This window comes from Bradyrhizobium sp. (assembly GCF_019244115.1).
Taxonomy (GTDB): Bacteria; Pseudomonadota; Alphaproteobacteria; order Rhizobiales; family Xanthobacteraceae; genus Bradyrhizobium.
Genome location: NZ_JAFATE010000277.1, coordinates 1 through 10,101 on the forward strand (window position 1 = coordinate 1; position 10,101 = coordinate 10,101).

The following is a 10,101-nucleotide window of genomic DNA, read 5'->3' on the forward strand; positions in this document are numbered from 1 at the left end:
TGAAGCTAAGGATCAGCAGCGGGTAGTTCCACGGAATGATGGCGCCGACGACGCCAAGAGGGCGGCGATACGCCTCGACGCGACGGTCGCCTGAACTCTCGATGACGCGCATCGGCAGCTCGAGCGAGCCGAGATAGCGGAAGAACGCGGCCATCCCCAGCACTTCGCCCGTGGCATCAGCCAGCGGCTTGCCTTGCTCGCTGGTGAGAAGCCGCGCCAGTTCGTTCGCATTGGCCTCGATCGCGTCGGCCATCTGGATCACGAGCTTGCGACGCTCCTCGATCGGGGTGGCCGCCCAGGCCGGAAACGCCGCTTTCGCTGCCGCAACGGCGGAGTCGAGCTGGTTCTTGGAAGCGCGCGGGCACTCGGCCAGCACCTCCTCGGTGGCGGGGTTGAGGACCGGCATGGTCTGGTCGCCGGGCACCATCTTGCCATCGATCAGAAGGTTGTAGTCGCTCATTGGCTTTGCTCTCCCTTTCAAACAGGCCTCATTGGCTCTCGTTGTATGTCAATGTATATCACGTTTTGGCTGGCCGGCCATGGCGTGTCCGATCAAAAACCGGTCAAAAGCGGCTGGACGCCCTCGGTCACATCGATGTATCCTCTGGCATATAACGATAAATCGATCGGGAGTTCGCGCGATGGACATCAGCGCCCAGGCCCTTACGACCTGCGAGGTCGCCTCCGATGGCGGCGCGATTTCACTCGGGTTTGTCGATTCCGCGGGAAACCCGGCGACCATCACGCTGTCGCTGAAGCAGGTTGGTGCGCTGGTCATGACCTTGCCGCGCCTGCTCGACCACGCTCTGCAGACCCGCTATGGCGACCGGAGCCTTCGTTATGCCTATCCGCTGGCGTCTTGGATCGTTGAGCAGTCGACCGATGCCGCCCAACGCATGGTCACCTTGCAGACCGAGGATGGCTTCAGCGTCTGCTTTTCAGGTCCGCGCGAGCAGCAAAACCAGCTGGGTGAGGCGTTGATGGCTCAGCCCAGGTTGAATGTGAGATTGCGGGCAAACTAGGTGCTATTTCGCTGCGGAAGTACGGGCGGCCGATTTCGCGCAGGGCGCAGCCCGGGGCTGCCGACTTACGACGTATCTCTTATCGCCGGCCGGACAGAAGCCGCTGCAGGCGTTCGGCTTCAGACCGCTCGCATTGCCGGTCTTTCCCTGACGTCACTTGAGCGGGCGGCCGATATCCGCCTTGAGCGCTAATAGCTCCTTGTGGACGGCACGCGCCGCATCGCGCTCGATCTTCCGGTAGCGCGCCACCAGTGCAGCGCCGAAGGGCGTTAGCACGGCTCCGCCGCCGTTCTTTCCACCTGTCTGAGACGCGACGGCCGCATGGCGGCAGATGCGATTGATCTCGTCCACGAGGTCCCACGCCCGCTTGTAGGACATGTCCATCGCCCGGCCTGCAGCCGAGATCGAGCCGTGCTCGCGGATGTTCTCCAGCAACAGGATCTTGCCCGGTCCGATTCGCTCGTCTCCGTCGAGATCGATGCGGACGCTCAGTTGGGGAAGCGGTTTGGCGGCCGGCCGTGACATGGAAGAGTCGCTCTATTGCGCTTGAGCTTCAGATTGCCACCGAAGCCTTTTGCTCACAAGATGAAGAGGCGCGATATCCGTGCCGGGCGGCAATGATCACCACCGACCAGAGGAAGTCGAGATATTCGACGGTTAAGTCCGGCCGACGATCAGCTTCAGAGCGCCTTCAAAAAAAGCCTGGGTGCGTAGAGGGCCGTACCGCTCGTTCCATCGTCCGGAGCTGAGATCGTGGCCGAGCGTTCTTTCAAATCGCTGTACGACGTCGTCTCCGACAAAGCTCCAGGCCGAACAGGCGAGCCGTGCTTGCGGGTCGAGCAGCATCTCCGGGCGACCATAATAGGCTTCGTTGAAGCCGTCGCTGCAGTCCAGCGGGATTGGAACAGGCAGGATTTCCGATCGCCCACCAAGCTCTCCGGCGATCCGTTCGACCGCTGGATATCGGCCGGCTTCCACGCCAATCACCTCCGGACAATAGTCTTGAAGCCAGAACCGATCGAGTTCGGTGGGCTCGCAGGTCATGATGACGACCGGACCTCGGGTCACGCGCCGCATCTCCCGGAGCCCCGCGCTGAGGTTCTTCCATTGATGGACGGAGAAGGTCGACATGCTCGCGTCGAACGATGCATCGCCAAACGGCAGATGCTCGGCGACGGCGTCGATCGCGGTGGGAAGGTGAGGGGGACGCTGGCTGCGCATCGACTGTGACGGCTCAACCGCAATCACGGTGCGATCAACCGGCTCACATGAGCCCGCGCCGGCACCCACGTTCAAGACCGCTTGCGCGGCCCCTAACGCCGTCTCGATCAGCCCGGCAATTCGCGGATCAGGCCGGCGGAAGTGGGCATAGCGCTCACCGATGACGCCGTAGTTGGCGTCGCCGGCGCTGCCGTCCCGATGTCGTAGCGGATTGGGCTGCATAGACAATTTGCGGGAAGAATCGAAGCTCAGTCTACATCATCTTGTGCGACACATTCTTGGCAACGGTGTAGCACTGCAGGCCTTCGGTGCCGCCCTCGCGTCCATAGCCGCTGTCCTTGACACCGCCAAAGGGCGTCTCGGCGACGGATGCGACGAAGTGGTTGATCGAGAGATTGCCAACCTCCAAGCCATCTGCGAGGCGATCCGCATTCCCGGCCGAGCGCGTGAAGGCATAGCCGGCCAAGCCATACGGCAGGCAATTGGCCTTCTCGATTGCTTCATCGAGCGTCTTCACGGGATTGACCAGTGCCAGCGGCCCGAACGGCTCCTCGTTCATGGCGCGGGCATCATCGGGCAGATCGGCCAGAACGGTCAGCGGAAAGAAATACCCGCGATTGCCGATCCGGTGTCCACCGGCGAGAACGCGCGCGCCCTTGGCCTTGGCGTCCGCGACCAGCGTCTCCATGGCGTCGATCCCCCGCGCATTGGCGAGAGGGCCCATCTGGATCGACGGATCGAGCCCATTGCCGACCTTCAGCTGCTTTGCCTTCTCCGCGAACGATTGGGCGAAGTGCTCATAGATCGATTCCTGAACGAAGAAGCGGGTCGGCGCCACGCAGACCTGTCCCGCATTGCGCGACTTGCCGATCACCGAGGTGCCGGCGGTTGCTGCCGGATCGACATCGTCGCACACGATGACAGGGGCATGGCCGCCCAGTTCCATGATCGCCGGCTTCATGTAGCGGCCGGCCATCTCCGCCAGGTGCTTGCCCACGGGGATCGAGCCGGTGAACGTAATCAGCTTGATGCGCGACTGGGGAATGAGATACTCAGAAATCTCTGCCGGATTGCCGAACACGAGGTTGAGCACCCCGGCGGGCAGGCCGGCATCGTGGAATGCGCGCACCAGCTGCACGGCGCCCGCCGGCGTTTCTTCCGATGCCTTGAGAATGATCGAACAGCCCGACGACAGCGCGCCCGCGACTTTTCGGGCCGGAGAGCTCATCGGAAAATTCCATGGCGAGAATGCTGCCACAGGTCCGATCGGCTGCCGGAGCACCGTGTGCCGCATCCCGGGTTCGCTAGGGATCACCCGGCCATAGAGCCGTACCCCCTCGCTGGCGTCCCACTCGATGATGTCGCATCCCCGGAGGATCTCGAGCCTAGCCTGTTCGATCGGCTTGCCCTGCTCGAGGGTCATCGCGACGGCCATCTCGTTGACCCGTTCGCGAATGAGGGCGGCTGCCTTCAGGATGACCTGAGCGCGCTTTGCTGGCGAGGTGTTTCGCCAGACGGCGAATCCGTTTTCGGCAGCCGCGAGAGCGTCGTCGAGATCGGCGATCGACGCGGTCGGCACCGTCCCCAATACGCTTTCGTCCGCTGGATTGATGACCGGCTGACCGCTCGCGGCTTTCCAATGTCCATCAATGTACATCTCGATATCGGGATAATTCGCCATGGGAACTCACCTTCAATTCGCGCTGGAATGCCGTGCGACCTCGCGCGGCCGGATCTGATTGAGCCATACGGTGAAAACCCGGTCAGCCAACGGTGCAAGCACCTTTGCGCAGTTCGACGTGGCTGCTCTGAGCTCCGTAACCGAGACATTGGCGGCTGCGAGCTCGACGGCATGGCCGACATACCATTCCTCAAGTGCCGCGGGTCTGCCTCCAGATGAAACTGGAGGGCAAGGGCGCTGTCTCCGTACGCGAACGCTTGATTTTCGTAGTTCGCATTCGAGGCCAGCCTTGTGGCCGCGTCGGGAAGGTCGAATGTGTCACCGTGCCAATGCAGAACCGGCACATCCTCTCCAAGGGATGTCAGGCAGGATGAGGCGCCTTCCTCCGTCAGCCGAATCGACCCCCAGCCGATTTCCTTGACGTGGCCGGCATAGACCCGGCTGCCGAGCGCTTTCGCCATGAGTTGCGCGCCGAGACAGATCCCGAAAGTGGGCAGCCGCCTTCTCAGGCGGTGCTCGATGAGTCCAATTTCCTGGGTTATGAACGGATAGCTCTCCGTCTCGTAGACGCCAATTGGACCTCCCAGCACGACCAACAGATCGGCATTCCTGATCGAGCGGTGGGTTAGATCGTCAACGGCGGCCTCGCAGAACGAGATATTCCAGCCTTCCCGCTCCATGACCGGAGCCAGCAGACCCATGTCCTCAAACGCGACATGGCGCAGGGCAATTGCCGACGGACGATGTTGAAACATCACACAGACCTGAACCCACAGTGGAAAAGAGGCGGACCTAATTCGCGAGGGTTGGGGTGCTCGGCGGCCGTTCCGATGCCAACGCCTGGCCAAGCTGAGTCTGAGTGTCTCGCCCCATCGAGAAGCAAACCCTGAAGCCATCTTCAGTTCCGAGAGTCATCATTCCGGTTTTCGGATCGGTCGATTGCTCGACTGTCCATGAGGTCAACGGATAGGCGTAACGCAGCGTCTGATCGCCGTAGCGAGTGCGGAGCGCTTTTGCGATCATCTCGGGCAAGGTCATCGCCAGGGCTCCGACCTGGTTGACCGTCAAGCGTACCGTGGCCTTGTTTCCGTTCGAATCCGCAAAACCGAGTGTAACGGTGCCGTCCGCCGTGACCTCGCACTCGGTAAAGGCATGGCCATCCTGTTTCATTGTCTCAGACGTCCTGCTGCGCTATATCTCAATAAATATAGCGTATTCCAGCAAACGTCCAGATGGAAGTCCGGGCAGCGACCGTCCGCGAGCAGCCAACCTTCTCAACCAGCCGCTATCTAACCGACCGTGCCGACATGGCTGAGAAACTCCTTGACCGTGTGAACCGAGCCGGTGCTGGTCGCCTCGTATCCGGGCAGCGCCGCAATCGCCTTGTGAAATCCGCTGCCCGTCATGATGTCGAGCACACGCCGCATCGGCTCTGTCTCCAGAAACGCCTGCCGGCACACGAAGAAGTAGTCCTCCGTCAGCAACCGGACGAAATCGAGATCGAATTGCCGCGCCGCCGCTTCGACACCGAAGCTGACATCCGCCATGCCGCTCGCGACGTAGGCGGCAACGGCAGCATGCGTGAATTCGATCTGCTGGGCGCCATTGATTCTGCTCTCGTCAACCTTGTGGAGTACCAGCAACTGATCGAACAACAGGCGCGTACCGGAATCGTGATCGCGATTGACAAAGCGGGCCTTGCGGTCGACCAGGTCCTGAAGCGACTTGATCCTGAGCGGGTTTCCTCGTCTGACCATCAGCCCCATTTCGCGCGTGACAAAGCTGATGACACGGTCCTCGCGTGGATCGAGCCACTCCCTGCTGGCCTTGATGCCCTGGTCCCGCAATTCGCCACGCGGCAGATGCAGGCCTGCCAGGTCGCAGGCGCCTTGCGCGAGCGAAATCAGGGAATTCTGATTACTGACATAGCGCAGGTCGACACCGATGCCGGGCTCGCGGTCGAGAAACTCGCGGAGCTTCGAGACGGCGAAGCCGTGACTGGCATGAACCCGGATCACCGATGGTCGCTGCTGCAGGAACGGCTTGATCTCGGTAGCCAGCTCCTGGGCCAGATTTTCGAGCTGGGGTCCGAGCCGCGCCTGCATGCGCTGGCCGGCCCATACCAGCTTCTCGCCAAACGCGGTCAGCTTGGAGCCCTTGCCCCGTTGGGTTTCGACCAACGGAGTGCCGAAGAACTCGGACCACTGCTCGATCAGATTCCAGACGTGCCGATAGGAGAGGCGAGCGTCGTTGGCGGCGCGCGTGATCTTGCCGGTTTTGCGGATGTCGTTGAGCACCCCGAGCATCACCGCCACGCTTTGTGGGCTGCCTTCTTTACGGAAGCGCCAGACGGTTTCGATCTCAATCTGCAGCATGCGGATGCCAGTTTATGAAGTCGAATGCATATGAGTGGTGCGGTCCATAGGTAAACGGTACCATATTTACGGATGGCAATATCCTCCTAAGCTCAGGCACGAGAAATGGAGGAAATATGAGGTCGATTGCATATGATTACGCCCAGCAGACGCCCGCGGCGGAGTTCTTGGCCAAGCCGCAGCAGCTCCTGATCGATGGGCGACGCGTTGCCTCCGCTTCGGGGCGCATCTTCAAATCCTTAGATCCCGCGACCGAGCAGGTCATCGCCACGATCGCCGAGGGCAATGAGGTCGATGTCGATCATGCGGTCGCCGCCGCCCGCCGCGCCTTCGAGGGTCGGTGGCGCACGATCCGTGCGGCGGAGCGCGGGCACATCCTGCTCAAATGGGCGGAGCTCTTGAAGCAGCACGCCGACGAGATCATCGAGCTCGAGAGCCTGGACGCCGGCAAGCCAATCGCCGCCGTCCTGCGCCAGGACTTTCCGGCCGCCGTCGATACGCTCACCTATTATGCCGGCTGGGCCGACAAGATCGGCGGCGACGTCGTTTCGACACGCGACGACGCGCTAACCTACACAGTGCGCGAACCTGTCGGCGTGGTGGCCGCGATCGTGCCGTGGAATTTTCCACTGATGATCGGGATGTGGAAGCTCGCGCCCGCGCTCGCCTGCGGGTGCACCGTGGTGATGAAACCGGCGGAGCTGACCTCGCTCTCGGCACTGCGGATTGGCGAGCTTGCGCTGGAAGCTGGCCTTCCGGCGGGCGTGCTCAACGTCGTTCCAGGCCCGGGGCGTACGGTCGGTGACGCGCTGGTCAACCATCCCGACGTCGACAAGGTGACGTTCACGGGATCACCGGGTGTCGGCCGCGGCATCATGAAAGGGGCCGCAGGCAACTTCAAACGGGTCTCGCTCGAACTTGGCGGCAAGTCTGCCAATGTGATCTTTGCCGATGCCGATCTGGACGCGGCTACGAAAGCAGCTGCCGCCGGCATCTTCTTCAACGCCGGCCAGGTGTGCTCGGCCGGGTCGCGTGTGCTGGTCCAGGAGGCGGCTTACGACGAGGTGGTCGAGCGGCTTGCCGCGCGTGCCAAGGCGTTGCGCATGGGAGATCCGCTCGATCGGGCCACGGCGCTTGGTCCTGTCATCTCCGAAAAGCAGATGGGTTCGATCCTGGACTATGTCGATATCGGGCAGAAGGAAGGCGCATCGCTGGTGACGGGCGGCGAACGGGTCGGAAGCCGCGGCTATTTCATCAGCCCTGCCGTCTTTGCCGATGTGAAACACGAGATGCGAATCTCGCAGGAGGAGATCTTTGGTCCGGTCGTCAGCGTCATCAAGTTCAAGGACGAAGCGGACGCATTGAGGATCGCGAACGGCACGGCCTATAGCCTCGCAGCTGGCGTCTGGAGCCGCGACATTGGTCGGGTGCAGCGCTTCGCCAAGCGGGCGAGGGCGGGGACGGTCTGGATCAACACATATGGCTATACCGATGTGCGGCTGCCCTGGGGCGGCGAGCGCGACTCCGGTCTCGGCCGCGAGCACGGCACGGCCGCGATCGAGAACTTTACCGAGCCGAAGGCGGTGTGGATGAATCTCAATGCATGACTGAGATTGTCTGCGATGCGCCGATTGGTCGCGCATCGCAGGCTCTCGCCGGCTGATCGCTATTTTGCCAATGTCACGGGCTTGAGCAGGAATGGGCCCGGGTCTTTGCCCTTGTTATCGCCGATGATGTAGGACAGCTTGCCTTCTGCAACCCAACCCGTATTGCCGACCTGCGTCACGGAGACGGGTTCGCTAAGGCCATCCTGGATCGTTTCGATCTGTGCCTCGTCGCCCTTGACCGTCACTTTGTCGAGCTTGCCGGCGCCCTCGATCAACAGAAAGTCATTGCCGAAGGCGCGCATCGCATCGGCATGGTCGAGCGGACGCGACGGCTTGAGCTCGGTGACGACTCCGGCCTTGCCATCCTTGACGGAGATCCTGAAGAGCTTTGCCGGAATATAGGTCGTCACGTAGAGATGGCCGTCCGATCCCAACGCGATGCCGTCGAGGCCGACGCCATCCTTTGCCGGTGCCAGGGCCGGATCGGTCGCCCAGATTTCAAGCGCCGCGCCACCTGGTTTCAGGCTGTAGACATTGGGCATGAAGGAATCCGTGATGTAGGCCGTGCCATCGCTACCGACCGCAATATCGTTACAGAACGATTTTGGATCAGCGAGTGCAAAGCTGCCCTTCGCGGCCCCGGTCGCGAGATCAAAGGTCTTGAGCCAGGCACCCTTTGTGTCGCTCGGGCCCGGCACCCCAAGTCCGCTGATGTCATTCGAGCAAACATACAGCGTACCGCTCTTCTCATCGGCCAGTACGCCAAGTGTGGAACGACTGCCGTTGGCGGCTGGCGCGACGAATTGCTCCGCCTTTCCGCCTGGAGCAACTTTCAAGACGCCGCCATTGTTAAAGCTTCCAACGTAGAGCGTTCCGTCCGGGGTCGACGTGATGCTTTCCGGAAAACTCTTGTCCGGAAGGCTGACCGGGCCGGTTTCGCCGTGAGCCGACGATGCGAAGCCGGCGCCAAGCACGAAACAGATTTTGATGAAGCCAAACGCGCGCATACCGCGGCTTTTGGGTTTTACTCCCTGGACTTCATTTTTCATGTTTTGTTTTCCCTGGGTTGAGTAGGCACGCAACAAGGGATCATGCTTGCCACCCGACACAAGCGGGCGCCATTGTTAAAAGTGTTTTATCAAGCCGCGCGGGCTGGTGGGCCGGCAGCTTCAAGCTCGGCGACCTCTTCGTCAGTGAACACCCGGCTGCGCGTCAGGAAGCGTACGCCTTCCGGCGCTTCGACGGAGAATCCCGAACCGCGTCCGGGTACGACGTCGATGATGAGCTGGGTGTGTTGCCAATATTCGAATTGCGCGGCGCCGATATAGAAATCGCAGTCGGCGATACACCCCAGCAGCACGTCCTGCGGACCGACCCTGAAGTCACCGACGGGATAGCACATCGGCGCCGAGCCGTCGCAGCAGCCGCCAGACTGATGAAACATGAGGGTGCCGTGCTGGGCCTTCAGGCGCGCCACGATCTCGGCCGCCTTGTCCGTAATCTCGACCCAGTTGACCATGATCCACCTCCATATTAGCACATCACAGGCGCGGGGACGAGCCCCACGCCTGTGAATGCGTCGATCCGCCTCTAGAAGAAGCCGAGCGCCTTGGTGGAGTAGCTGACCAGCATGTTCTTGGTCTGCTGATAGTGATCCAGCATCATCTTGTGCGTCTCGCGCCCGATGCCGGATTGCTTGTAGCCTCCGAACGCCGCATGCGCCGGATAGGCGTGGTAGCAATTGGTCCAGACCCGGCCCGCCTGGATGGCCCGGCCGAAGCGGTAGGCGCGATTGATGTTGCGGGTCCAGATGCCGGCGCCGAGCCCATAGAGCGTGTCGTTGGCAATGGCGAGCGCTTCGTCCTCGTCCTTGAATTTCGTGACCGAAACCACTGGCCCGAAAATCTCCTCCTGGAAGATGCGCATCTTGTTGTTGCCTTCGAAGATCGTCGGCTCGACGTAATAGCCTTCCGCGAGCTCACCCTCCAGTTTCGCCCGGCTACCGCCAGTGAGCACCTTGGCGCCCTCCTGCTTGCCGATATCGAGATAGGACAGGATCTTCTCCAACTGATCGTTGGAGGCCTGCGCGCCGATCATGGTGCCGGGATCGAGCGGGTGACCCTGCTTGATCTGCTTGGTGCGGGCGACCGCCTTCTCCATGAACTTGTCGTAGATGCTGTCCTGCACCAGCACGC

General features: G+C 61.7%; 10 protein-coding genes and 2 pseudogenes. 2 read left to right on the plus strand and 10 right to left on the minus strand.

Going from position 1 to position 10,101, the window contains the following annotated elements; all coding sequences use genetic code 11:
* A partial coding sequence (locus JOZ76_RS12435; protein WP_291698923.1) for an aldehyde dehydrogenase family protein occupies positions 1–460 on the minus strand: 460 nt, incomplete at its 3' end.
* Between the two features lie 181 nt (positions 461–641).
* Between JOZ76_RS12435 and JOZ76_RS12440 the strand changes: the two genes are divergently transcribed.
* Complete coding sequence (locus JOZ76_RS12440; RefSeq protein ID WP_291698924.1) at positions 642–1,022, plus strand: hypothetical protein; 381 nt, start codon at positions 642–644, stop codon at positions 1,020–1,022.
* Positions 1,023–1,175: 153 nt separating this feature from the next.
* Here JOZ76_RS12440 and JOZ76_RS12445 read toward each other — a convergent pair whose 3' ends face one another.
* From JOZ76_RS12445 to JOZ76_RS12465, 6 genes and pseudogenes are all read right to left on the minus strand, one after another.
* On the minus strand, positions 1,176–1,547 hold the full coding sequence (locus JOZ76_RS12445) for a winged helix-turn-helix domain-containing protein (protein ID WP_291698925.1): 372 nt from the start codon (positions 1,545–1,547) through the stop codon (positions 1,176–1,178).
* Between the two features lie 132 nt (positions 1,548–1,679).
* A complete protein-coding gene (locus JOZ76_RS12450) occupies positions 1,680–2,465 on the minus strand; it encodes a class I SAM-dependent methyltransferase (RefSeq protein ID WP_291698926.1) in 786 nt (261 codons plus the stop codon).
* A 31-nt stretch (positions 2,466–2,496) separates the two neighbouring features.
* The gene (locus JOZ76_RS12455; protein WP_291698927.1) at positions 2,497–3,924 is read right to left on the minus strand and encodes an NAD-dependent succinate-semialdehyde dehydrogenase; all 1,428 of its coding nucleotides are present in this window, start codon (positions 3,922–3,924) and stop codon (positions 2,497–2,499) included.
* Between the two features lie 245 nt (positions 3,925–4,169).
* Positions 4,170–4,820 (minus strand): annotated as a pseudogene (locus tag JOZ76_RS38215) (glutamine amidotransferase-related protein); the annotation flags it as partial.
* A complete protein-coding gene (locus JOZ76_RS12460; protein ID WP_291698928.1) occupies positions 4,717–5,094 on the minus strand; it encodes a hypothetical protein in 378 nt (125 codons plus the stop codon). The gene JOZ76_RS12460 and the pseudogene JOZ76_RS38215, both read right to left, overlap by 104 nt.
* A gap of 119 nt (positions 5,095–5,213) precedes the next feature.
* Positions 5,214–6,299: a substrate-binding domain-containing protein gene (locus JOZ76_RS12465; RefSeq protein WP_291698929.1), complete on the minus strand. Its 1,086-nt coding sequence runs from the start codon at positions 6,297–6,299 to the stop codon at positions 5,214–5,216.
* A gap of 116 nt (positions 6,300–6,415) precedes the next feature.
* On the opposite strand from JOZ76_RS12465, the gene JOZ76_RS12470 reads away from it, so the two are divergent.
* On the plus strand, positions 6,416–7,906 hold the full coding sequence (locus tag JOZ76_RS12470) for an aldehyde dehydrogenase family protein (RefSeq protein ID WP_291698930.1): 1,491 nt from the start codon (positions 6,416–6,418) through the stop codon (positions 7,904–7,906).
* Between the two features lie 59 nt (positions 7,907–7,965).
* Here the strand turns inward: JOZ76_RS12470 and JOZ76_RS12475 are convergent, their stop codons facing one another.
* The 3 genes and pseudogenes from JOZ76_RS12475 to adh all read right to left on the minus strand — a co-directional run.
* Positions 7,966–8,991 carry an SMP-30/gluconolactonase/LRE family protein gene (locus JOZ76_RS12475; protein ID WP_291698931.1) on the minus strand — a complete coding sequence of 342 codons (1,026 nt, stop codon included), beginning with the start codon at positions 8,989–8,991 and terminating at the stop codon, positions 7,966–7,968.
* Positions 8,992–9,044: 53 nt separating this feature from the next.
* Positions 9,045–9,425, minus strand: coding sequence for a DUF779 domain-containing protein (locus JOZ76_RS12480; RefSeq protein ID WP_291698932.1), 381 nt, complete (start codon positions 9,423–9,425; stop codon positions 9,045–9,047).
* A gap of 71 nt (positions 9,426–9,496) precedes the next feature.
* Positions 9,497–10,101: pseudogene (gene adh, locus JOZ76_RS12485) on the minus strand (aldehyde dehydrogenase); the annotation flags it as partial.

Excerpts from the sequence above, each read along its gene's own strand:
- JOZ76_RS12460 (WP_291698928.1), bottom strand. The coding sequence starts at position 5,094 with ATGAAACAGGATGGCCATGCCTTTACCGAGTGCGAGGTCACGGCGGAC.
- JOZ76_RS12445 (WP_291698925.1), bottom strand. The coding sequence starts at position 1,547 with ATGTCACGGCCGGCCGCCAAACCGCTTCCCCAACTGAGCGTCCGCATC.
- JOZ76_RS12470 (WP_291698930.1), top strand. The coding sequence starts at position 6,416 with ATGAGGTCGATTGCATATGATTACGCCCAGCAGACGCCCGCGGCGGAG.
- JOZ76_RS12440 (WP_291698924.1), top strand. The coding sequence starts at position 642 with ATGGACATCAGCGCCCAGGCCCTTACGACCTGCGAGGTCGCCTCCGAT.
- JOZ76_RS12480 (WP_291698932.1), bottom strand. The coding sequence starts at position 9,425 with ATGGTCAACTGGGTCGAGATTACGGACAAGGCGGCCGAGATCGTGGCG.
- JOZ76_RS12450 (WP_291698926.1), bottom strand. The coding sequence starts at position 2,465 with ATGCAGCCCAATCCGCTACGACATCGGGACGGCAGCGCCGGCGACGCC.
- JOZ76_RS12455 (WP_291698927.1), bottom strand. The coding sequence starts at position 3,924 with ATGGCGAATTATCCCGATATCGAGATGTACATTGATGGACATTGGAAA.
- JOZ76_RS12465 (WP_291698929.1), bottom strand. The coding sequence starts at position 6,299 with ATGCTGCAGATTGAGATCGAAACCGTCTGGCGCTTCCGTAAAGAAGGC.